Raw genomic sequence first — 23,069 nt, 5'->3', positions numbered from 1 at the left:
GGCCTGATCCTTCCCACACCCATCGACCATTCCGAGCAGAGTTTCCTGCCGTTCGTCTGGCGACGGCTTCGAAAACTCATTGCCTCCGCAGCGCCTCAGACCGTTTTCAGGACCGAACCCACGACCTCAACCCTGCGGTGAGGGCGCGTCATCCTCGTCCGTAATCGCGAGGTCATGGAGATTGTCCCTCAGGACCACGCTCAAGAGCGAATTATGAACCTCGATGCGACCGTTGTCCGAAATGAACCCCAGTCGCTTGAACTTGTTCATGAAGCGAGCGACCCGCGAGCGCGTCGAGCCTATCATTTCCGCCAGTGTTTCCTGGCTGATCTCGCCAATGATCGGCTGAGGCGCTCCCTCCTTGCCGAAATTGGCAAGAAGCAACAGGAGGCGGGCGAGCCGCCTTTCGCTTGAGTTAAAGAGCTGATCTATCAGATCTGCTTCCATTCGGATGTTGCGGGCAAGAAGGTGGGACGTAAAGGCGCCTGCAGCGGCGCGATTTTCTTGAAAAACACGGACTATCGTGGCTCTTTCAACCCTAACGATACTGCTGTCCGTCAACGCGGCAGCAGTCGCGATCCTCACCTCCTGCCCTGCCAAACAGCCTTCGCCAAAGAAATCGCCGGCCCTGAGGATCGCCACGACAGCCTCTTTTCCATGGGCCGACACGGTTGAGATTCTGATCTCCCCGTCATGTATAAAATAAATCGAATCTGCAGGCTCGCCTTGCGAATAGATCACGGAACCCGACTCTGGATACTGCTCGGCGCCGCCATCATAAGATAAATCGATTAATAATTTTCCGTAAGATTTATTATTATTTTTAATAATCATACGAATTTTCCTGAATGGCATATCACGAGCAATAATATACCACATTACGGCAATAATAATCCTACGCTGCCGCACAACATTTCGATATCACGTTTTCGTCAACGGCGCGCCTTCCATCGAAAATTGTCCGTTCCCTCTATTTCTCTATAAAAAAGACGTAAAAATACACCGGACACAGGCCGAATATTATGGTAGCATCTAGATGCGGCCCTACAGAAGGGCGGGTCTAACTTGGGTCAGGCACGATCAGAGTTCGGCGTCCTCGCGCCTTCGAACCCCGAAGGTGGCGGATCGTCATTGCAAATTCCACCACCTGTACGCTCGTCTCCACCCACCAATCTGCGCAGGAGGGGCGCTGGAGTGACTACGTCTACTGCCGAAGCGTCATCAAAGACCATAAGCTCGCTTGATATCGCCTACGACAATCATCGTCTTTTCGACGCGCTGGTCGCCGGCATGGCGGATCTGCTCGAAAAAACCGCCGGCCTGGACGATGCGTCGATCTTCATCGGCAGTATCGCGACCGAGTTGGGAGCCGAGATCGAGAAGCAATACAGGACGACGCTGGGAAGACACCGCCTCAGTCCCGAGCAACTTCCGCTCGTTTTGGTCGATCTGGCCAATCGCGCCGGCGGGGCGTTCTTTATCATCGAGGAGAACGAAGATCGTATCGTTCTGGGCAACGGGGCCTGCCCTCTGGGGGATGCGGTTCGCAACCATCCGTCGCTCTGCATGCTGACGTCGAACATCTTCGGTCGCATGGCCGCGAACACAGTCGGCTCCGCGGCCGTCGACCTCGAACAGACGATCGCGACCGGGGCGGCCGGATGCCGGGTGGTCATCCATCTCAACCGAAAAGGGCTGAGGCTGGACACCACGGAATACCTTCGCGACGACGCAACTGCCGATGCAGACTGATTTGGACATCCACGCCTGTTTCGACCCATCGATGATCGCCYTGAGCGACGGCCGCATCCGTGCACTCAATCGCGCGGCACGCTCGATCTTCCCTCTCGCAACCTCGACATTCTCGCTGTTCGACATTTGCGCCGACCCGGCCGAAATGCTGCGAAGATATCTCGTTCGCTGCTCGGGCTCTCGCCAACCGGTGATGGAAAAAGTCAGCCTCACCGGGCCGGGGGGGATCGTCAACTATCGCTGCTTCGGCAGCGCCATCACCACCCGGCGACGCGGTCGTCCTTCCACCCTCCTGTTGCGTCTCTCACCCGTGCTCGACCCCCGACTATCGGCCCAAGCGCAGCGGATGAGGAACGAGACGGGAGAGCGGCGCCTGGCTGTGGTGCTCGACCAATTGGGGGAGCTGCGCAAGGACCGCCTGCGCCTGGTCGAGCAGTACTTTTTCGTCACCGAGGCACTGCGCGTCGTGGAGGCGCAAAAGCGCGAACTTCAGCAAGAGATCAAACATATCCGCACCGACGAGCGCGAGCGCATCGCACAAGATCTGCACGACCATGTCGGACACGAGATGGTCGCCGTTCTCGCAGGGTTGAGGAAACTGCGCGATTCCGCGCACGGTTCAGCGCGAGCGCATCTCGATGGCATCACCATGCACGTCGCCGAGGTCGGCCGCCGCATTCATCGCGCCGTCGTGGGCGCAAGACCCCGGATCGTCGAAGAGCTCGGCCTGAGCCGGGCGCTCGAAGTCACCCTCGTTTCCTGTGCGACGGACGGGGCGCTGGACTTCTCCTTCACCACGAAGGGAGCGGTGCCCAAATTCCTGCCCGCTCCGGTTGAAAGCGCGCTTTATCGCGTGGCCCAGGAGGCGTTTACGAACGTGCTGAAGCATGCGCGAGGCGCGAGAAGGATCGACGTCGTCCTGGGAGGCAGCGCGACCTCCGTTTCGCTGACGATAACGGACAACGGCGCCGGCTACGCTCCGGAACTGCAACAGCGGGGGGAACTTTATGACACCGGCATCGGTTTGCTGGGAATGCAGCAGCGGATGCGCAGCATAGGGGGTGTGTTGCAGATTGAATCGCTCCCCGGACAAGGGACAACCGTCACCGCCCTCGCATCGCTGAACCGCGAGCAGCGGAGTGCGCCGTCATGACGGAACGGATCATTCTGGTCGATGATCACCCGGTTATCCTGACCGGGCTTGCGGCGTTGGTGCGCAGCCTCCCCGGGCTTGAACTGGTCGGGCAAGCCACTGTCGCCTCGCAGGCGCTTACGCTCGTTCGAGAGCAAAATCCCAACATCGTCGTCCTGGACATGGGGTTGCCCGGCATGAACGGCGTCGCATTGGCAGAGCGCATTCTCGAAAAGGCGCCTCATACGCGGATCGTTATGCTGACCCACTTTGAGGAACCGAGCTACGTGCAGAAGGCGCTGAGGACGGGCATCCGCGGCTACGTCCTCAAGTCATCGCCCAGCGACAAGATCGCGCAGGCCATCAAGACGGTCCAGAGCGGTGGCGTCTACATCGATTCCGAGCTCGAGGAGTTCCGCTCCGAATGGATTCGCAAGCTTGCGCAGAAGCCCGGCTCCGAATTGGAGACCCCCAATGGCAGCCTCACCAATCGCGAGTTGCAGGTCCTGCGTCTTGCAGCCGTCGGGCATTCCAACAAGGAGATCGCCCGCCGTATCGGGCTGGGCGTCAAATCGGTCGAGACCTATCGATACAGAGCCTGCAAGAAGCTCCTGCTGCACTCACGTCTCGACATCATCAGATACGGCGCCACCCATGGCTGGATCCTCGATATCTAGAGGCAATCGACCGAGCCATCCTCAGTCTGAGCTAGTGCGCCGGCTCTGGGAGTAACCAGCTTGGCGTCGGCGGAAATAAAACGCCAAGCGCAATGCGCCCCCTGCCCGGAAGGGCGGGGCGACTTGGCGGCCCGTTCCCGCTACGACGATGCATGGGGAATTGGGAGTTTCGGTCCAGACGGAACCGCCGTCCGGGACCGAGCAAAGCGGCGCCAAAGAAGGCCGCGCCTCTCGATCGAAAGAGGGCGCCTGGATCGGCTGAACGCACCAATGGTCAGGATTCTCGTTGCCGACGAACACGCGCTTTATCGGACCGGTTTGCGCGTCATTCTGCAAGCCGCGTTGCCGGAGGCTGAGTTTCTGGAGGTTGCCGATCGCGCCGGCTTGATGCGCAGCCTGATGGAGGAACAGCCTATCGATCTTGCGCTCGTCAGCCTCAACCTGACAGGCTCTACCGATCCGGGTGTCATCTGGGACTTCAAGCACGCTTCCATAACTACGCGCTACGTCATCATCGCGACGGACTGCACCTTCGACCAGGTTCTCCATTTCATCGCCGAAGGTTTCCAAGGCTTCATTTCGAAGCTGCAGCGCGACGACGAGATCGTTCAATCGATCGAGGACGTTCTGGCCGGGCGTCTGTCGGTGCCGCGAGAGCTCACGCCGTTCAGCTCCGCTGCGGAAGGCCAACCAGCACGAGACGTTCAGCAGCGCCGATCGAGCCAGCAACAGGGTCCGTTCGGCTTGACGCGGCGCCAGCGGGACGTTCTGATGCTGTTGGCGGACGGACTTTCGAACCGCGAGATCGCTCAGGCGCTCCATATCGCGGAGCCAACGACCAAAATCCATGTTTCGGCGTTGATGCGCGTTCTCAACGTCCGCAACCGAACGGAAGCTGCAGTTCTCGCTCGCGATCTGCTGCGGACGTTCCAAAACGGCCCGGAAGACCGGGACGGGGCCAGGCACAACAAGGCCGGCCCGCGCGGGTGATTTCCCAACGCATTTAATCTGAAATTTCTTTGTAAGGTTTACCCTTACGAGGATCGTATTCTCCTGACAGGACGAACACGTCCGAGTGAACTAATTATTAATGATGACCTAGGGTCATGAAAGCGATGGTTGGCGGTCTTCGGTCTCTAAATGGGTAGCACATGCGATGTTCTCGGTTATCTGACTAATTCTGAAACCGAGTCAGTTACGTGCGCAAATGACGATCAAGGCTTTTTTCCGTAGTTCGCTCTCGTTTCGTGTCGAGTGGATGGAGAGTACGATGCCTGAACTTATCGAGACCGCCGTTCTAAGTGACAACGCTCTGCTCAGAGAAGGAATTACACAACTGCTGAGCGGCGCGCGGTTCCATGTGAGCCAGAGATCCGCAAGTCTCGATCTTCAGAAGTACGAAAACGGCCAGAGATCCCCCGACCTCTTCATCGTCGTCATCGACGACATGTCCTGTTCGATCCTCGGTGACATCAAAAGGCAGTTCAAAAACGCCAAGATCGTGGCCCTCGCCCTCCGCGACAATCGCGAGTTGATGCGGCGCGCCGTACAGCTCGGCGCCGTCGGCTATCTCGTCGAATCCGTATCCGCGCAGGATCTCATCATGTCGCTGGAGGTCGTCATCGCGAACGGTGCCGTCTTCCCGCCCGAACTCCTGTCACAGCTTTCCGAAGTGGCGGTCGAACCGCAGCGCCTTCTCCAAGGCGTGCAGCGCAGGGCCGACGGGTCTCCGTTCTCGGGCCTTTCCGGCCGGGAGGTGAGCATCCTGGAAGGGCTCATGCTGGGCGAATCCAACAAGGTCATCGCGCGCAAGCTGCAGATCGCCGAGGCGACCGTGAAGGTGCATGTGAAGGCGATCTTGCGAAAGGTGCGTGTCCGAAACCGGACCCAGGCAGCCATGTGGGCAATGCAGAACGCGGCCTCGCAGATCCCGGTCCTGGACGAGCACGACATCGGCGGCGACGAGACGCTCCCRATGATCGCAACGAGGCCGGAAGCGATGCTTTCGCCTCAGCTCTCGTGACCCGGTCAGCGTAAACGGGGAGCCGCTCCATGATCGTGACTATCGTGACTCCGACGCTCAATGCGGTCGAGTATCTGAAAGAATGTATCGAGTCGGCGCGCAGAAACACGACGAAAGACATTGAGATCGAGCATGTGATCGTCGACGGCGGCAGCACCGACGGCACTGTCGAGCTCGCCCGCAGCTACGGGCTGCGGGTGCTCCAAGGCAAGGACAGCGGGATATTCGACGCCATCAACAAAGGCTCGTTCGACTCTTCGGGCGAGCTGCTGGGCTTCCTTGGAGCCGATGACGTGATGCTCGATGGCGCATCCTCCGCGGTGGTCCAGGCCTATCGGAAGAGCGGCCGGCGCTGGGTCGTCGGTGGCATCAAATGGACGGACTCGAAGGGGCACAGCCTGGGCCGCCTTGCAGCTCCTCCGAACTGGATGACCCCGGCGATGCTGGTCAGCCTCGGCTGGAACCCCATCATGCATATGGGGACCTATTTCTCGCGGAGTTTCTTCGAGGAACTCGGTGGTTTCAACATCACCTACAAGGACTCGGGCGATTACGAGATGTTCTGCCGGGCCCTAACCAAGGCCCCCTATGGCCGGATCGACCAGACGCTGGCCTGCTTTCGGCGGACGGGGATGAACAACAGTGCGATCCACGGAAGCCGCACAGCCGCCGAATGGGCGAGAATCCTTGCTGAGCACGGACCATCGTCGAACGCGCAGCGCGTGTTCTGGCGCTGTCTCCTGAAGGGCTATTTCAACCTCGGCAACCCCGACTGGCTGCTGGCGAAGATGGCCGATTCGACCAGAACGACGCTAAAACTTCAGCCGAAGCCGCATTTTTGAAGTTCTTGGGGTTTGGCGGAGCGGCCGGGCGCCATGGCGTCCGGCCCAATTCCCAGAGTGTCGCTGGTAAACGCCACCCCGTATCCTCTCCACGCCTTAATCAGACAGGCGGCTGTTTCGCCGGGAAAAGCGTGCCATTTCCGGTTCGCCCCCTCGTTCCTCCGGCGCTCCGGCCGTTTCTTCACCCCCGGCAGTGCCGAAGCAGGGCGTTTCTCACAGGTCCGTGCTCTGGGGCAGAATCACGAGGTCACGGATCGTGACGTTGCGCGGGCGGGTCAGCATAAAATGCACGGCCTCGGCCACCTCCTCTGCCTCGATCAGGCCGCCACGAGCGCGCTCGGCCTCGAGCTTCTCCTGCGGCCAGTCGGCAATCAGGGCCGTCACGACAGGGCCGGGCAGGACCGCCCCGACGCGCAGCCCGTGCGGTATCACCTGCCGGCGGAGCGTGTGGACAAAGGCCTGCACTGCGTGCTTCGAGGCCGTATAGACCGGCTCCCAGACCACCGGCACGACGCCGGCCACCGAGCTGGTGACGAGGATGTCTCCGGTCTTGCGCGCGATCATATGCGGCAGCACGGCATGGATGCTGCGGAAGACCGCGTTGACGTTGAGGTTCAGCATGCGGTCCCAGGCGTCGGGATCGCCCTCGCTGACCGGCCCACCGACATAGGAACCGGCATTGGCATGAAAGATGTCGAGCTGCCCCGCCCTGTCGAGGATATCAGGCATCATGCCGGCGACGGAGGCTGCATCGGTCAGGTCGACGACCAGCGGGATCGCTCCCGGCCCGAGAGGTTGGCAGACCTTTGCGAGAGTCTCGCGGTCGCGGTCGACGAGGACGACGCGGGCGCCGGCGGCGATCAGGCGTTTCGCACAGGCGAGCCCGATCCCCGAGGCGGCTCCGGTGATCGCTGCAACTTTCCCGGTCAGTTCCTGAGTCACGTCGGCGTCTCCGATCCGCATTGATCCCGGCTGCCGCGCATGAGTTCGCGTGCCTCGCGCGCGGCGGCCTGCAGTGTTTCGAATGCCGCGAAGCGGCGGTCGTGCAGCCGGGCGATCTCGTCGCCGGCGGGGGCGAAGACTCCGGCCTCCGGCGCCATCTCGACCATCGCCTGCGCAAGATCGGGGAATGCGCCGGCCGCCGTCGCGCCCAGCATGGCAGAGCCGAGCAGGACGGGATCAACGCCATCCGGCACGAGCACCGGCAACCCGGCGCAATCGGCGAGAAGCTGCCGGACGAGCGGATGGCGCCCGGCGCCGCCGCTGAGCACGATCGCCTCGATCACGGCGCCCTTGGCGCGGCTGGCCTCGACGATCTGCCGCAGCCCGTAGCCGATGCCGGTCAGGCCGGCGACATAGAGCGCGACGAGATCGTCGAGGTCGCGTTCCATGCCGAGGCCCGCGATCACGGCGCGCGCCTGCGGATCGGCATGAGGCGAGCGGTTGCCGAGAAAATCCGGCACCACGACGCGCCCCTGTGCGAGATGCACGGCTTCCGAAGCCTCGCCGGCCCGCAGCACCGCCTGCGTGGCAAGCCAATCCGGCAGCGAGAGGTTTTCAGCCATGGCCCGGCGCTGCGCTTCCGGCGCGGCCGGGTGGAAACCGATCAGCTGCTCGATCGCGGCGCCGGCACCGGACTGGCCGCCCTCACTGAGCCAGAGGCCCGGCGCCATAGCGGAGAAATAGGGACCCCAGATTCCGGGGATGAAGATCGGCTCGCGGCTGCTCGCCATGGTGCAGGCCGAGGTGCCGAAGACATAGGCCATGCGGGTCAGGGCTGTGCCATGGGGCGAGCGAACGCCGACCGAACCGACGCCGCCGGCATGGGCATCGATCAGCCCGGCAGCAACAGCGGTTCCGGGATTCAGCCCGAGTTCGGCAGCCGCCTGCCCGGCGAGTCCGTTCCCGAGCGAAGTGCCGCCCGGAACGATCTCGGTCCCGATACGGGAAAAGCCGTCGTCTGCCAGATCGCCGAGCCCGATCTGACGGAAATAACCGGCATCCCAGCGTCCCTCATGAGCGAGATAGGTCCATTTGCAGGTCACGGTGCAGGTCGAGCGCGCCAGCGAACCGGTCGTGCGCCAGGTCAAATAGTCGGCGAGATCGAAGAACTGCCAGGCCGCGTCGTATGTCGCCGGCAGCTTTTCCTTGAGCCAGAGCAGCTTCGGCGTCTCCATCTCCGGCGAGATCGTGCCGCCGACATAGGCGAGGACGGGATGGCGCGTCGCGTTGATGCGCTCCGCCTGGTCGAGCGCGCGATGGTCCATCCAGACGATGATGTCGCGGCTGGCGTCGCCATGCAGCCCGACCGGCAGCGAGGCTCCGCCCGGCCCGAGCACCACCAGCGAGCAGGTCGCGTCGAAGCCGATGCCGGCAATCGCTTCGGGCGTGAGCCCGGCCGTGGCCATGGCCTCGCGCACGCTTGCGCAGACGGCGCCCCAGATATCCTCGCTCGACTGCTCCGCGATATCGGGCCCGTCCCGATGGAGCGCGATGTCGCGCTTGCCCGTCGCGACCATGCGGCCGCGCCGGTCGAAGATGCCGGCGCGTGCGCTGCCGGTGCCGACATCGATACCGATGAAGTGCCCGGTCATCTCAGGCCGCGGCGCGGTTCGGCGGTCCGGCCCGCGTGCCGTCCGGGTTGCGCAGATAGACGCCACTCTCCAGTTGCTGCCGGCGCAGTTCGTCGATGTCGATCTCGGCAGGCGGGCGGTTGCCGCGTACGGAGATCTTGGCGGCACGCCCGGCCGCCTCGCCCATCGCCATGCAGGTCGCCATCACGCGGATTGCGCCCATCGCCTCATGCGTCGCCGAGATGCTGCGGCCGGCGACCAGCAGATTGCCGATCTTCTGCGGCACGAGCGAGCGATAGGGGATGTCGTAGCAGTCGCCGCACCAGATCAGCGTGCAGCCATCGTCGGAGGGGCGGTGGATGTCGATCGGATAGCTCGCCACCGCAATCGCGTCGTCGAAATGCTTGCAGGCCAGCACGTCCTCCTGCGTCATCACGTATTGCCCGATGATGCGGCGCGTCTCGCGGATGCCGAGGAAGGGCGCGGTCTTGGTGAAATAGGCCTTCTCGAAGCCCGGCACATAGCCGACGAGATAGGCAACGATGTCGTCGATCTGGGCGCGGCCCTCGATCTCGCCCCTGGTCAGGCTGCGGGCATCGGTGCCATCAGTGCCCTTGACGCGGGTCATGTTGATCCAGACCTCGCCCTTCTTCAGGCCGGTGATGATGATGGTGCGCTCATTGGCGATCTTCAGCCCGCGTTCGGCCTTGGCCTTGGCCATGAGCTCGCGCATGCCGACGACGATGAACTGCCGGTTCTGGCCGAAATACTCCGCCGGAATGAAGTCGGTCAGGTAGGTGCGCGCCTCGGGCGGGGCGTTGGCTATGCTCATCCGCAGCGCGTCGGTATCGACGCCGGCGAGGCAGAACATCAGCGTCGGCGGCTGCATGCCGCCCTCGGCATTGCCCTTCTCGGTCGGCACGCCGGCACTGTAGGCGACGTCGGCATCGCCGCTGCAATCGATCACCACCTTGGCGAGGATGGCGGTACGGCCGCTCTTGCTCTCGGTGATGACGCCGCGGATCAGGTCGTTCTCGACCAGTGCGCCGGCAAAGAAGGTGTAGAACAGCACGTCGACGCCGGCTTCCGTCAGCATCTCCAGCGCCACGGTCTTCACCGCCTCAGGCTCGACCAGTGTGATGCCCATATGCAGCGGGCAGGGCCGGTGCTCGCTGGCGCCGTCACGCTCCTTGCGGAGCCGCTCGATGAACTTCTGCGGCAAACCGTCGATGATCTGGTTGCCCTTCTGGCCGAGGAAGCCGAGCACCGGCAGGCCGATCGTCATGTTGCCGCCGACGAAGCTGCGGCTTTCGATCAGTCCGACGCGCAGCCCGTCCTCGACCGCGGCCAGCGCAGCCGTGATGCCGGACGGCCCGCCGCCGACGACGAGCACGTCGTACTCGGCCGAGACGGGAATGGAGCGTGCCGGCTCCTCGATGAAGCGGGTCGATGCGGTCGACATGGCAGAGGTCCTTCAGGTGGAACGAATGCAGCAGGTCGGCTGCGGAGCAGCCCGCCCCGCAGCCTTGTGGCGTGATCAGGCGGGCATCATCGGCTTGACGCGCTCGATGATGGCGGAGACCGCGTCCTTGACGGGCTTGCGGCCGAGCACGGCGAGCTGAACCTCCTCGAGGAAGGTCGCCTGGGCGCGGGCGGCCTCCGGGAAGGGCGGGAAAGCACCACGGGCCGTCGCCAGCACCTTCGCCTCGACGGCAGCGAGCGGGTTCTTCGCCTTCAGCCCTTCATCGGCATAGGTCGAGACGCGCACCGGGCCGTTGCCGTTAACAGCCATGCCCAATGTCACGCGCTTGCTCGACACCTCCTTGATGAAGCTCCAGGCGAGCGCCTTGTCCTTGGCGTTCTTCGGGATCGACATCGCCCAGGCCTCGACGACGGAGGCCATCGGCACCTTGCCCTTGATCGCAGCCGAGCCGGGGAACTCGACCGCCTTGATCCTGCCCGGAAACTTGCTCTGGTCGGGGTTGTTGAGCTGCGCACCGCGCGCGAAGGGCAGGACGGTGAAGGCGGCGCGGCCCTGCTGCAGCCAGGTGACCTGATCGTCGTTCTTGGTCGTCGCGTAGCTGCGCGGCAGGCTGCCCGCCTCGAACATGGCGCGCAGCGCGGCTAGCCCGCTCTCCAGCGCCTCGCGGTTCGGCACCAGCTTGAGGTCGGGGCTGACGAAGTCGCCGCCATAGGCGCGGGCGAACATCACCGGGAAGACGGCAAGGTCGCTTGCCAGCACCATGCCGGTGACGGGTGTGCCGGCCTTGGAGGTGAAGGTGGTCTTCTTCGCCTGCTCGATCAGCTCTTCCAGCGTGGTCGGCGGCGCGGTGATGCCGGCCTCTTCCAGCAGCGCCTCATTGTAGAACAGCCCCTGCGTGGCATGACGGACGGGGATGCCGATCAGCTTGCCGTCGACCGTCATGCCCTGCACGAGGCCGGGCGCGATATCGCCGAAATCCTCGATCGCATCCTGCTTCTGATAGGCCTCGAGCGGCTCGAACAGCGCGGCGATCTGCGAGGTCGGCCGGTTGTCGATGAGATAGCCCACGCCGTACTCGGTTTCCTTCAGGCTGGCCTCGCGGAAGAGCCGGTCCTGCAGCGGGTTGGAGTCGAAGGTGGTGAAGGCGATCTCGGCGTCGTTGGCCTTGCGCCAGCCCGCCATCAGGTCGCCGTCGCCGGTGCCCAGCACGGTCTGGTGGACCTTGTGGCTGAGCACGTTCAGCGTCTTGCCCGCGGCGAAAGCTGGACTTGCGGCGAGCGCGGCGGCGCCTGCCGCTCCGGCCATGAAGCTGCGGCGGGTCACCTCTGTTGCGGATGTCTTCGACATGGCTTCCTCCCTCTCGTGGTTGGCTACCCCTTCGTTGAGCCGGCGGTGAGGCCGGCCACGAGGTAGCGGTTCATGAAGACGACGAAGAGCAGGACGGGCACGAGCTGCACCGTCGAGGCGGCGAAGAGGATCCCCCAATCGACGCCGTCGATGGAGCCGATCATCTCCGAGATCACCAGCGGCGCTGTCTTGGCCCGCGTCGCGGTGAAGATGAAGGCGAAGAGGAACTCGTTCCAGGAGAAGACGATCACGAAGACCGCGACGGCGAGCACGCCCGGCATCGCCAGCGGCGCGATGACCTTGCGCAGGATGGTCATGCGGCTGGCGCCATCGATGGAGGCGGCCTCGTCGAGCTCGCGCGGGATCTGGTCCATGAAGGTGCGCATCAGCACCGTGCCGAGCGAGACGAAGAAGGTCGCGTAGAGCAGGATCAGGACGAGATGCGTGTCGCTGAGCCCGAGCCAGTTCACGATCGGGAACAGCGGCAGCGTCACCACGATCGGTGGGATCAGCCTGATGACGATCAGCCCGAGCAGGCTCGCGCCGAGCCAGCGCCCGGAGTTCCGTGAATAGACGTAACCGGCGCAGGCGCTGGCGACGATGGCGAGCAGCGTCGCGCCGACCGTGATCAGGAGGCTGTTCAGAAGGCCGTCGAAAAACACGCCCCAGGAGCGCCAGAGCTCGGTGTAGTGCTTCAGCGTCGGCATGAAGAGCCATTTCGGTGGCACGGCGAAGATGTCCTGCCCCGGCTTCAGCGACGACATCGCGATGAAGAGGATCGGGAACAGCGACCAGAACAGGATCGCGACGACGGCGAATGTCTTGCCCGCCCCGATGAGAAGGCGCTCAGTGCGCATGGGCGAGCCCTCCCCGCCTGAGCAGGAAGACATAGGCGCCGGCGAGCAGGAGCGACACCAGCACCATGATCCAGGCGGTGGCGGCGGCCGGGCCGAAAGCGTTGAAGCTGAAGGCTTCCTGATAGAGGTAGATCGCCACCACCTCGGTCGAGCGCGCAGGGCCGCCCTTGGTCAGCAGCCACGCTTCCGAGAACAGCCGGAAGGCGAAGATGTAACGGAAGAGCAGCGCGATCAGCATGGCAGGGCCAAGCAGCGGCAGCGTCACGCGGCGGAAGGCCTGCCAGCGCGTCGCGCCGTCGATGCGGGCGGCTTCGTAGAGTTCTGCGGGGATGGCGAGCCGCGCCGCATAGACGATGATGAAGGTGAAGGGCAGGTGCAGCCATACGGTCAGGAGACCGATCAGGATCATCGCGTGCGAGGGCTCGAACGACCAGTCGAGCGTCGGCAGGCTGAGCGCCCGCAAGGCCAGTGTGACCGGGCCGGCATCGGGATCGAACAGGAAGCGCCACATCACCACGGCCGTGACTTCGCTGACGGCATAGGGGGCGAGCACGGCAACGAGCAGGAACCGGCGGAACGGCAGGCCGCTCGCAAAAAGCAACGCCATGCCGAGCCCGACGGCAAGCTCCAGATGGACGGCCACGACGACGAGAATGACGGTGTTCAGCAGCGCGCTGTGGAAGGCCGGGTCGGAGAGAACCCGCCAATAGTTCTGCAAGCCGACGAAGCTCGGCGCCTGGCCAAAGCTCGACGTGTTCAGGCTGAGCCACATCACATAGAACGACGGCAGCACGATTACGCTCAAGATGAGCAGGTGTACCGGCGCGAGCAGCGGCAGTATCCGTGCCGTTCTTTGAAGCTGCACTCTTTCCTCCAGGACTTCTTTCGATCCGGGCTCTGTCGGCCCGGTGATCTGTCAGTGCACGGCCTTGGGCGAAGCGGCTGGCATCTCCGGGTTCAGCAGCGGTTCGAGGTCAGAGGCATCGCGGCCATCCGCCTTGCCGGGCGCGAGATCGCGGACGGAGTCGCGGGCCTGCAGGCTGGTCTGCAGGACGATATGTTCGGGCGCGGCATGGTCGCCCGACATGCGTCCTCGCAAGCGCCGCCAGGCGGCCTCGGCGATCTCCGCGATCGGCTGGCGGATCGCGGTGAGGCCGGTCTTCCGGGCACTCATCCAGGGATAATCGTCGAAGCCGACGACGGAGACAGGATTGGGTATGTCGATCCGCAGTCGCGCCAGAGCCGACAAGGTGCTCAGCGTCGTGACGTTGGTCAGCGCGATGACGGCGCTCGGCTGCGGGTGCCGTTCGAGCCAATGCAGGAAGATGCCGGCGCCGCGATCGGCATTGGAACCGAGTTCGATAACGGTCGGCTCGCGGCCGAGCGTCGCCCGGATCAGCTCGCAGGCGCCACGGACACGTTCGCGGATCGGGGAGATGCCGAGGCTGGAGGCGGCGACGACGATGTCGCGATGCCCCTTGGCCAGCAGGTGCCGGGCGGCGATCTCGCCCGCTTCGCGATTGTCGATCGCCACCGTATCGACGACCGACCCTTCGGGAGCCACGCGGTCGGCGAAGACCATGGGCAGCCGGCCGATCTCTCCGAGCAGGATCTCGGGCACAGCGTCCGAGCAGGGCACGGCGATCAGCCCCGACGGCCTCCAGGCCAGCAAGGCGCGCAGCCGGGACTGCTCCAGCCCCAGATCGTCGCGCGAGCTTGAGACGATGATGTCGTAGCCATCCTTCTGCGCCATCACCTCGAGTTGGGAGACCAGAGAGGTGAAGAAGACGTCGTCGAGATCGGGAACGAGCACGCCGACCACGCGGGCCTGGCCGGAACGCAGCTGCGATGCGGCGCGGTCGACCTGATAGGACAATTCGCGCGCGGCCGCCTTCACCCGCTCCTGCAGGTCGGCGTTGACCGGTTTGCGGCCGCTGAAGACGTTCGAGACCGTCGCGATCGAGACGCCCGCCCGCGCAGCGACTTCCTTGATCGTGATGCGCTTGGCCGCCATCCCGCGATGCCTGTTAAACGTTTTTCTGTAAAACGTTTAACAGGCGAACTCCGAGGATGCAATCCTCAAACATGAAAGGTTCGACGCGATCAGCGGTGATACAGCGAAGGGCGGTTCGTTCCGGACGGCGCGCGGCCGGCCGGCGCAAAGATCGAGATCGCCTGCGGGTGGACCTTGAAATGCGCCGGCGTCGCCGTGACGATCTCGCCGTCGGTGTTCACCGGCATCGGCCGCTTCGTCTCGATCTCGAATTCGACGCAGCGCGCGGTGCGGACCTCCTGCCAGGCGCCATGGGTGCCGGAGCGAAACGAGCGCAGCATCAGTGCGAGCTTCCAGAGGTTCTTCATCTCCAGGCTGTAGAGATCGAGATGCCCGTCATCGATCTCAGCCGTTTCCTCGACCACATTGCCGCCGCCATAATGACGGCCGTTGCCGACCGCGATCTGGTAGGTCTCGACCTCGGTGGTCCGCCCCTTCTCGGTGATCTTCGCACTGAAATGCGAGGCGCGGGTCAGCACCTTCATGGCCGCCACCGCGTAGCCAAGCCTGCCGAAACGCTTCTTCAGCGCCGGATCGAGGCTTTGCGCGAGCTCGCTGCTCAGCCCGATACTCGCAACGTTGAAGAAGGCATGGCCATTGACCGTGCCGACATCGACGAGGCGCGTCGCGCCGCGCGCGATCACATCGGCGGCGGCTGGAAGGTCCATCGGGATGTCCAGCGTGCGCGCCAGATCGTTCGCCGTTCCCATCGGCATGATGCCGAGCGGCAGGCCGCTTTCCATGGCGGCCAGCGCCGCCGAGGACACCGAGCCGTCGCCGCCGCAGACGATGACGAGATCGGCCCTGTCGCGCAGGCGGACGATGTCGCGCGCGATCTCCGGCAAGGCCTCGAAGGTCTCGACGGCGACGTCGAGCCCACCCGCTTCCAGCCGCTGGAGAATCGGATCGATCGACTCCTGGCCGCGCCTGGCCTTGGGATTGCGCAGCAACAGCGCGCGCTTGCGGGTGGACGGGGTCATCGGCTCCTGCAGTGACTGAACATCGGGCAAGGCAGGTGGGGAACCTGCCCGCCGATTTCAACTGCGAGGGCTTTCCGGCGCGGCCGCCATTCGGCGATTGACAACGCAAACGGAGATATTTCAAACTTAAAATATTAGACCCTGGGGAACGGGCATATGCGGGTTATCATCGTTGGTGGCGGCATCGGCGGATTGACGCTGGCGCTGATGCTTCATGCCAGAGGGATAGCCGCCACGGTTTATGAGCAGGCCAGCGAGATTCGCGAAGTCGGCGTCGGAATCAACACGCTGCCACACGCGATCCGCGAACTCGCCGAGCTCGGCTTGCTGCCGGCGCTCGACGAGGTCGGCATCCGCACGCGCGAGCTCGTCTACATGAACCGCTTCGGGCAGGCGGTCTGGCGCGAGCCGCGCGGGTTGCATGCTGGGGCGCCGGTGCCGCAGTTCTCGATCCATCGCGGCCGGCTCCAACGCGTCATCCGCGATGCGGCGGCTGAGCGTCTCGGCGAGGATGCGATCCGCACCGGCCGCCGGCTGCTCGGCTTCGTGCAGGACGAAGGCGGCGTCACCGCGCATTTCAACGATGCTCGCTTCGGCGGTGCCGGCGAGACGGCGCGCGGCGATATCCTGATCGGCGCCGACGGCATCCATTCGGCCGTGCGGGCCTTCTATTTCCCGAACCAGGGCTCGCCATGCTGGCAAGGAGTCCAGATGTGGCGCGGCGCCTGCGACTGGCCGGTGTTCCTCGAGGGCGAGAGTATGATCATCGCCGGCGGCATGGCCGGCAAGCTGGTGCTCTATCCGATCGGCAAGGGGGCAACGCCGCAGACGCGCCTGACCAACTGGGTGGTCAACATCCGGAACGGCGATCCAGAACGGCCGCCGCCTAAGGAAGCCTGGTCGAAGCCCGGCCGCCTCGAGGACGTGCTGCCCTTCGCGCGCCGCTTCAGCGTGCCCGATGTCGATATCCTCGGGCTGATCCGGGCGACCTCGACCTTCTGGGAATACCCGATGTGCGACCGCGACCCGCTGCCGCGCTGGACCCATGGCCGCGTCACGCTGCTCGGCGACGCCGCCCATCCGATGTATCCGGTCGGCTCGAACGGCGCCTCGCAGGCAATCCTCGATGCGCGCTGCCTTGCCGACTGGCTGGCGAAGGCTGAACATCCGCGCCAGGCGCTCGCGGCCTATGAGTCTCAGCGACTGCCGGCGACGGCCGAGGTGGTCGCGATGAACCGGGTCGGCGGTCCCGAGCGCGTCATCGACGCCGTGGAAGCGCTGGCGCCGAACGGCTTCGACGATGTCGAGCGCGTGCTCGGCTATGCCAAACGCGAGCAGATCGTGAAGTCCTATGCCGGCAAAGCAGGTTTCTCGGCCGAGCAGCTCGCAGCGCGGAAGGGCTGATCAGCCCGCCTCGGTCAGTTGACGAATGCGTGTTTTCAGCCGCGCATTGGCGGTCTCGCACGCTTTGAGCTGGCGCATCAGGTCGAGCGGCACGACATCAGCCGGGTCGGCGAAAGCGATGCCGATCCGATTGCCGTTTCGCCATTTCAGGCGCGCGGGATACTGGCGCTGCCGCGACGGGATCTCGATATCGAACGCCTCCGGCAGCGCGACCGCGTCCGACAGGATCATCAGCGCGCCGTGATCGGACAAGTTGCGGATCGTGCAATCCAGGGTCGAGCGCCGGCCGTTGAAGGCAACGACACCGCCAAGCAGCGTGCGCTGGCGCAGCAAGCGGCGACGTTCGATATCCATGACAACTGCTCCCGAACAATACGACCCAAGGTTGTGGACCCTATTAAACAAAGCGAGGGCAGGTTTTCACGCTTAACGATCGATTATCCTTAATGCGGAGGTGTGAGCCGGCGCCCGTCAAGCGACGCCGGCGCAATCCGCGCCCGCTCAGGCACCTTCGGGCGGCGGCGGCAGGAAGTCGACCTCGTGCCTGGCCGCAAGCGCGACGACATCGGCGGGCTTCTGCTCGGCCAGGGAATGGAGGCCCCAGAACAGATCGTAGAGCCGCGCCGTCGGCGAGACCCAGAACAGGCACTTCACCGTCGAATCGCTCTTGTTGAACAGGCCGTGCGGGACATTGCGCGGCAGGCGGATCAGGTCCCCGGCGGTGGCGAAGCTCTCCTGCCCGTCAAGGACGAGGTCGAGCCGACCCTCCAGCATGTAGATGAACTCGTCCTGCGTCGTGTGGATATGGGGCGGCACGAAGGTGCCGGGCGGCAGGGTCGCATGCCAGGAGAAACTATCTTCCGACAGGGTCTTGGGAACATAGGTCTGGCCGAGGATGCTCCAGGAAATGCCGTCGAGCCCTTCATTGGCGCGGGTCACGCCGGCTGTCAGCGGTTTCATGAGTATTTCCTCTCTGTTGGCGTTTGCTGATCGTAGAGCACATCGTCATCCCGGACGCAGCGAAGCGTAGATCCGGGATCCATCGTCGAGCGCCGTCGCCCTTCGATGGATCCCGGCTCTGCGCGCCTGTGGCCGCTTGGCCGGAATGACGGCGCGGGTGGGATATCCAAAGGAACGAAACCTCGATTGTCCTTAGCCTTCAGAAGTGCAGGAAGCGATCCTTGACGGCGCCGTCGCTGCGGAGTTCCGCACTGGTGCCGCGCCAGACGACGCGGCCCTTCTCCAGCACGACATGGCGGTCGGCGATTCGGACCAGCGCATCGACATTCTTGTCGATGACGAGGATCGATTCCCCTTCTGCCTTCAGCGCCGTCAGGCATTTCCAGATCTCCTCGCGGATCAGGGGAGCGAGCCCCTCCGTCGCCTCGTCGAGGATGGTCAATCGCGGATTGGTCATCAGCGCCCGGCCGATCGCCAGCATCTGCTGCTCGCCGCCCGAGAGCTGGTTGCCGCGGTTCTCGCGCCGCTCCTTCAGGCGCGGGAAGAAGGCATAGATACGTTCCAGATCCCAGCGTTTCTTGCCGGAGCGGTCGGCCGCCGTGGCGATCAGATTCTCCTCGACCGAAAGCGTCGGGAAGATCTGCCGCCCCTCCGGCACGAGGCCTATGCCCGCCTGCGCGATGCGGAAAGGTGCGGCGCCGGTGAGGTCGCGGCCGCCGAAGGCGATGCGCCCTGCGCTCGCCGGCAAGAGCCCCATGATGGCGCGCACCGTCGTGGTCTTGCCCATGCCGTTGCGGCCGAGCAGGGTCACCACCTCGCCTTCGCCCACGGTGAGATCGACCCCGAACAGGATTTGCGCCTCGCCATAGCCGGCATCGAGCCCTTCGACGCTGAGCATCGCTAGCCCTCCTCGCCGAGATAGGCCTGCCGTACGGCCGGATCGGCCCTGACCACTGCCGGCTCGCCCGTGGCAATGACGCCGCCATAGACCAGCACGGTGACGCGGTCGGCCAGCGCGAAGACGGCGCTCATGTCGTGCTCGACCAGCAGCATGGCGAAGCGGCCCTTCAGGCTCTTCAACAGGGCGATCAGGCGCTCGCCCTCCTCATGGCCGACGCCGGCCAAAGGCTCGTCGAGCAGGATGAGCTTCGGCTGCAGGGTCAGCGCCATCGCAATCTCGAGCGCGCGCTTCTCGCCATGGGAGAGGCTTCCGGCCGGAGCATGAGCCCGTTCCGTCAGGCCGACCGCTTCCAGCGCTTCCCAGGCGGGCGCATTGAGCGCCTGATCCCGCGCAGCGTCCCGGAACAGCGAGAGCGGATGGCTGCTGCGAGCCTGCACGCCGAGCGCGACGTTCTCCAGCGCMGAGAGCGAGGCGATGGTCGAGGTGATCTGGAAGGTGCGGGCAAGACCCGCTCGCGCCCGCTTCTGCGGCGTCAGGCGGGTGACATCCGTGCCGCCGAACAGGATCGTGCCGGAATCGGGCCGCAGCGTCCCGGAGATCTGGTGGACCAGCGTCGTCTTGCCGGCGCCGTTGGGGCCGATCAGGGCGTGCAGCTCGCCCGGCGCGATCGAAAGGTCGACCCCGTTGGTGACCTTGAGTGCTCCGAAGGACTTCGCGAGCCCCTTGATTGCGAGCGCCGGCTCAGCCATCGCGGCTCCCCCGAAGCTTGACCATGAGGCCGGCGATGCCACCGCGGGTGAACAGCACGAAGAGGACGATCAACGGGCCGAAGATCGCCTTCCAGTTCTGCGTCAGCCCGGAGAGCACATCCTCCACGGCCAGGAGCGCTATCGCACCGACGATCGCGCCATAGAGTGAGCCGACGCCGCCGAGCACCACCATGAAGATCAGCTCGCCCGAGCGCTGCCAGGACATGAAGGCGGGGCTGACGAAATCGGTCTGGTTGGCGAGCAGGAAGCCCGAGATCCCCGCCATCATGCCGCTGATCACATAGGCGCCGAGCCTGACGCGATCGACATCATAGCCGGTCACCGTGACGCGCACGGCATTTTCGCGCGCCGCCCGCAGCACGCGGCCGAAGCCCGAGGCGACCAGCCGCCGGGCCAGCCAGTAGCAGAACGCCAGCGTGCCGAGCGCGATATAGTAGAAGCCGGTGCGATTGCCAAAGATCTCCCGCCCCAGCAGCGTGCTCTTCTCGTTGAGCGTCAGCCCGTCATCGCCGCCATAGCCCGAGAGCGCCTGGGCGAAATAGAAGGCCATCTGCCCGAAGGCGAGAGTGATCATGATGAAGGCGACGCCGCGCGTGCGCAGCGAGACATAGCCGGTCACTGCCGCAAAGATGCCGCAGACGATCAGGATCACCGGCAGCGCGACCAGCAGCTCCGTCTGCCCTTCGGTGATGAGGATGCCGGCGCCATAGGCGCCGATGCCGATGAAGGCGGCATGGCCGAAGGAGACGAGGCCGCCGATGCCGAGAATGAGATCGAGCGAGAGCGCCGCGATGGCGAAGATCATCGCCCGCGTCACCAGCGTCAGCCAATGCGAGGGCAAGCCGAGCGCGGTGGCCAGAGGCAGCAACGCCAGCAGGCCGAGTATGGCGAGCGGCGCCAGCCAGCGCACGGTCGGCGCCGCCGGCCGCGCGGCCATCGACGGGGTCGTCACCGCGCTCATGAGCGGCCCTTGGCGGGAAGCAGACCCTCGGGCCGCACGAACAACACCGCCGCCATCACCAGATAGATCAGCATGGAGGAGAGCGCCGCCCCGGTCGCGCGGGCCGAGGCCGGCGCCATGAACAAGCGGAGCAGGTCGTTCATGGAAGAGCGGCCGAGCGTATCGACGAGGCCGACGATCAGCGCTCCGACGAAGGCGCCGCGGATCGAGCCGATGCCGCCGACGACGATCACGACGAAGGCCAGGATCAGCACGGTGTCGCCCATGCCGGGCTCGACGGAGAGGATCGGCGCTGCCATCGCCCCGGCGAAGCCGGCGAGCATGGTGCCGAAGGCGAAGACCACCATGAACAGCTTGCGAATGTCGACGCCGAGCGCGGAAACCATCGGCGCATTCGAGGCGCCGGCCCGGAGCAGCATGCCCATGCGCGTCTTCTCGACGACGAACCAGAGCAGCGCGCCGACGCCGAGCCCTGCCCCGATCAGCGCGAAGCGATAGGTCGGATAGAGGATACCATCGAGCAGCCGGACATTCCCGGAGAGGAATTCGGGCACCGGCACCGAAAGCGGCGCCGCGCCCCAGATCATCTTCACCGCCTGGTTGAGGAGAAGGATGAGCCCGAAGGTCGCCAGCACCTGGTCGAGATGGTCTCGTTCGTAGAGATGGCGGAAGACCAGGAACTCGAATGCCAGCCCGAGCAGCAGCGCGGCGGCGAGCGCGAGCACGAGCCCGAGCATGAAGGAGCCGGTCAGGCCGACGAAGGTTACGGCGAGATAGGCGCCCAGCATGTACTGGACGCCATGGGCGAGGTTGATGAAGTCCATCACGCCGAAGACCAGCGTCAGTCCGGCGGCGACCAGGAACAGCAGGATGCCGAACTGGAGCCCGTTCAGGAGTTGGACGATCAGGAGGCTCGTTGTCATTGCGCGGTCCTACGTCAGGGCCGGTCATAAGACGTCATGCTCGGGCTTGACCCGAGCATCTCGTGACGAAGAGATCCCCGGGTCGAAGCTGCGCTTCGCCCGAGGATGACGCTTTGCGTCACTTCAGCGCGCAATCCTTGGCGTGCGGATCGGCATAGTCGCTGAACACCTTCTCGGCGATCTCGGTCTGGAACTTGCCGTCGGCACGCTTGGCGACCTTGACGAGGTAGAAGTCCTGAATGGGATAGCCATTGGTGTTGAACTTGAACTTGCCGCGCAGCGAGGTGAAATCGGCCTTCTTGATGGCCTCGCGCAGCTTGTCCGCGTTGCCGGCGCCGCCGGCCGCCTTCACCGCGGAATCGATCAGCATCGCCGCGTCATAGGCCTGCTGCGCGTAGGAGCCGGGCACGATCTTGTAGGCGGCTTCATAGGCCTGGACGAAAGCCTTGGTCTGCGCATTGTCCATGTTGGGCGCCCAGGTCATGCCGCCATAGAGCCCGACCGCCGCGTCCTGCTGCGCCGGCAGGGTCGATTCGTCGACCGTGAAGGCGGAGAGGAACGGGATCTTGCCCTGCAGGCCGGCCTGCGACCACTGCTTGACGAAGTTGACGCCCAGCCCGCCGGGCAGGAAGGCGAAGACGACATCGGGCTTGGAGGAAGCGATCTTGGCGAGGTCGGCCGAGAAATCCATCGCGTTCAGCGGCGCATAGACCTCGTCGACAATCTCGCCCTTGAAGTAGCGCTTGAAGCCGGCGAGCGAATCCTTACCGGCCTGATAGTTCGGCGCGATGATGTAGGCTTTCTTGTAGTTCTGGTCCTGCGCGTATTTGCCGAGGACCTCGTGCACCTGGTCGTTCTGGTATGAGGTGACGAAGAAGTTCTTGTTGCAGGCCTTGCCCGCCATGGTCGAGGGGCCGGCATTCGGGCTGATCAGGAAGGCGCCGGAATCGAGGACGGGCTTGGCGATCGCGCCAAGGATGTTCGAGAAGACCGGGCCGACGACGAAGGCCGGCTTCTCGGTCTCGACATAGGTCCGCACCCGGTCCACCGCGACGTCGGGCTTCAGCTCGTCATCGATCACGGTGATCTTGACCGGCACGCCGCCGAGCTTGCCGCCGTTCTTGTCGACCGCGAGCTGGAAGCCGTCGCGGACCTGCTGGCCGAGCGATGCCGCCGGCCCGGTCAGCACGCTGACCACGCCGATCTTGAGCGGCTCCTGCGCCTGTGCGGAAGCGATGGAAAGCGCCAGCGCAGCGCAGCCGATTGCGAGGCCGAATTTGAAAGTCGTCATCGATGCCCTCCCGGGACGAACGAGCGAAAAAGGAGGCGCGGCCGGGTTCCCTCAAACTTCTGTGGCTCGCGCAGGAGCATATTGTTTCAAGCTTAAAATATCTGCAAGGGCCATGACGCGGAAATTTCGAGCGGCCGTGC

The 23,069-nt window shown here is 64.5% G+C and carries 23 protein-coding genes; 7 read left to right on the top strand and 16 right to left on the bottom strand.

Annotation, left to right across the window (positions count from 1 at the left end):
- Nucleotides 1–126 precede the first annotated feature (126 nt).
- Entirely contained in the window at nt 127–879 is a 753-nt protein-coding gene (locus tag AC1DVA_RS17010; RefSeq protein ID WP_476806647.1) for a Crp/Fnr family transcriptional regulator, read from the bottom strand.
- Between the two features lie 315 nt (nt 880–1,194).
- Here AC1DVA_RS17010 and AC1DVA_RS17005 point away from each other — a divergent pair, with 315 nt between their 5' ends.
- From AC1DVA_RS17005 to AC1DVA_RS16980, 6 genes are all read left to right on the top strand, one after another.
- Entirely contained in the window at nt 1,195–1,752 is a 558-nt protein-coding gene (locus AC1DVA_RS17005) for a methanogen output domain 1-containing protein (RefSeq protein ID WP_476806646.1), read from the top strand.
- Nucleotide 1,753: 1 nt separating this feature from the next.
- The gene (locus tag AC1DVA_RS17000) at nt 1,754–2,905 is read left to right on the top strand and encodes a sensor histidine kinase (RefSeq protein ID WP_265051298.1); all 1,152 of its coding nucleotides are present in this window, start codon (nt 1,754–1,756) and stop codon (nt 2,903–2,905) included.
- Nucleotides 2,902–3,561, top strand: coding sequence for a response regulator (locus AC1DVA_RS16995; protein ID WP_265051297.1), 660 nt, complete (start codon nt 2,902–2,904; stop codon nt 3,559–3,561). The genes AC1DVA_RS17000 and AC1DVA_RS16995 overlap by 4 nt, the downstream gene beginning before the upstream one ends.
- Nucleotides 3,562–3,831: 270 nt before the next feature.
- Nucleotides 3,832–4,551 (top strand): LuxR C-terminal-related transcriptional regulator, encoded by a 720-nt coding sequence (locus tag AC1DVA_RS16990; RefSeq protein ID WP_476806645.1) that lies wholly within the window; start codon nt 3,832–3,834, stop codon nt 4,549–4,551.
- 217 nt (nt 4,552–4,768) lie between these two features.
- Entirely contained in the window at nt 4,769–5,584 is an 816-nt protein-coding gene (locus tag AC1DVA_RS16985; protein ID WP_265051295.1) for a LuxR C-terminal-related transcriptional regulator, read from the top strand.
- 29 nt (nt 5,585–5,613) lie between these two features.
- On the top strand, nt 5,614–6,426 hold the full coding sequence (locus AC1DVA_RS16980; protein WP_265051294.1) for a glycosyltransferase family 2 protein: 813 nt from the start codon (nt 5,614–5,616) through the stop codon (nt 6,424–6,426).
- A gap of 213 nt (nt 6,427–6,639) precedes the next feature.
- Here AC1DVA_RS16980 and AC1DVA_RS16975 read toward each other — a convergent pair whose 3' ends face one another.
- The 8 genes from AC1DVA_RS16975 to AC1DVA_RS16940 form a co-directional block, all read right to left on the bottom strand.
- Nucleotides 6,640–7,368 carry an SDR family oxidoreductase gene (locus AC1DVA_RS16975; protein WP_476806644.1) on the bottom strand — a complete coding sequence of 243 codons (729 nt, stop codon included), beginning with the start codon at nt 7,366–7,368 and terminating at the stop codon, nt 6,640–6,642.
- Nucleotides 7,365–9,020 (bottom strand): FGGY-family carbohydrate kinase, encoded by a 1,656-nt coding sequence (locus AC1DVA_RS16970; protein WP_476806643.1) that lies wholly within the window; start codon nt 9,018–9,020, stop codon nt 7,365–7,367. Before AC1DVA_RS16970 ends, AC1DVA_RS16975 begins: the two co-directional genes overlap by 4 nt.
- Nucleotide 9,021: 1 nt before the next feature.
- Complete coding sequence (locus AC1DVA_RS16965; protein ID WP_476806642.1) at nt 9,022–10,461, bottom strand: FAD-dependent oxidoreductase; 1,440 nt, start codon at nt 10,459–10,461, stop codon at nt 9,022–9,024.
- A 75-nt stretch (nt 10,462–10,536) separates the two neighbouring features.
- The gene (locus tag AC1DVA_RS16960) at nt 10,537–11,829 is read right to left on the bottom strand and encodes an ABC transporter substrate-binding protein (RefSeq protein ID WP_476806641.1); all 1,293 of its coding nucleotides are present in this window, start codon (nt 11,827–11,829) and stop codon (nt 10,537–10,539) included.
- Between the two features lie 23 nt (nt 11,830–11,852).
- Nucleotides 11,853–12,686 carry a carbohydrate ABC transporter permease gene (locus tag AC1DVA_RS16955; protein WP_476806640.1) on the bottom strand — a complete coding sequence of 278 codons (834 nt, stop codon included), beginning with the start codon at nt 12,684–12,686 and terminating at the stop codon, nt 11,853–11,855.
- A complete protein-coding gene (locus AC1DVA_RS16950; protein WP_476806639.1) occupies nt 12,676–13,551 on the bottom strand; it encodes a carbohydrate ABC transporter permease in 876 nt (291 codons plus the stop codon). Before AC1DVA_RS16950 ends, AC1DVA_RS16955 begins: the two co-directional genes overlap by 11 nt.
- Nucleotides 13,552–13,602: 51 nt before the next feature.
- Nucleotides 13,603–14,700: a LacI family DNA-binding transcriptional regulator gene (locus AC1DVA_RS16945; protein WP_476806638.1), complete on the bottom strand. Its 1,098-nt coding sequence runs from the start codon at nt 14,698–14,700 to the stop codon at nt 13,603–13,605.
- An 89-nt stretch (nt 14,701–14,789) separates the two neighbouring features.
- On the bottom strand, nt 14,790–15,719 hold the full coding sequence (locus AC1DVA_RS16940) for a lipid kinase (protein WP_476806637.1): 930 nt from the start codon (nt 15,717–15,719) through the stop codon (nt 14,790–14,792).
- 156 nt (nt 15,720–15,875) lie between these two features.
- On the opposite strand from AC1DVA_RS16940, the gene AC1DVA_RS16935 reads away from it, so the two are divergent.
- Nucleotides 15,876–17,123: a flavin-dependent oxidoreductase gene (locus AC1DVA_RS16935; protein WP_476806636.1), complete on the top strand. Its 1,248-nt coding sequence runs from the start codon at nt 15,876–15,878 to the stop codon at nt 17,121–17,123.
- On the opposite strand, the gene AC1DVA_RS16930 is transcribed toward AC1DVA_RS16935, so the two are convergent.
- The 7 genes from AC1DVA_RS16930 to AC1DVA_RS16900 form a co-directional block, all read right to left on the bottom strand.
- Nucleotides 17,124–17,477 (bottom strand): PilZ domain-containing protein, encoded by a 354-nt coding sequence (locus tag AC1DVA_RS16930; RefSeq protein WP_476806635.1) that lies wholly within the window; start codon nt 17,475–17,477, stop codon nt 17,124–17,126. It abuts the gene before it with no gap.
- Between the two features lie 147 nt (nt 17,478–17,624).
- A complete protein-coding gene (locus AC1DVA_RS16925; protein WP_265051283.1) occupies nt 17,625–18,083 on the bottom strand; it encodes a cupin domain-containing protein in 459 nt (152 codons plus the stop codon).
- Between the two features lie 199 nt (nt 18,084–18,282).
- Nucleotides 18,283–18,981 (bottom strand): ABC transporter ATP-binding protein, encoded by a 699-nt coding sequence (locus AC1DVA_RS16920; protein ID WP_476806634.1) that lies wholly within the window; start codon nt 18,979–18,981, stop codon nt 18,283–18,285.
- A 2-nt stretch (nt 18,982–18,983) separates the two neighbouring features.
- Nucleotides 18,984–19,733: an ABC transporter ATP-binding protein gene (locus AC1DVA_RS16915; RefSeq protein ID WP_476806633.1), complete on the bottom strand. Its 750-nt coding sequence runs from the start codon at nt 19,731–19,733 to the stop codon at nt 18,984–18,986.
- Complete coding sequence (locus AC1DVA_RS16910; RefSeq protein ID WP_476806632.1) at nt 19,726–20,715, bottom strand: branched-chain amino acid ABC transporter permease; 990 nt, start codon at nt 20,713–20,715, stop codon at nt 19,726–19,728. The genes AC1DVA_RS16915 and AC1DVA_RS16910 overlap by 8 nt, the downstream gene beginning before the upstream one ends.
- Nucleotides 20,712–21,638 carry a branched-chain amino acid ABC transporter permease gene (locus AC1DVA_RS16905; protein WP_476806631.1) on the bottom strand — a complete coding sequence of 309 codons (927 nt, stop codon included), beginning with the start codon at nt 21,636–21,638 and terminating at the stop codon, nt 20,712–20,714. The genes AC1DVA_RS16910 and AC1DVA_RS16905 overlap by 4 nt, the downstream gene beginning before the upstream one ends.
- Nucleotides 21,639–21,756: 118 nt before the next feature.
- Nucleotides 21,757–22,929, bottom strand: a complete 1,173-nt coding sequence (locus AC1DVA_RS16900) for an ABC transporter substrate-binding protein (protein WP_476806630.1) — start codon at nt 22,927–22,929, stop codon at nt 21,757–21,759.
- Between the last annotated feature and the right edge of the window lie 140 nt (nt 22,930–23,069).

This window comes from Allobosea sp. P4_C6 (assembly GCF_056402015.1).
The sequence above is the reverse complement of the archived record's forward strand: the minus strand, read 5'-3'. Positions and strand labels throughout refer to the sequence as shown.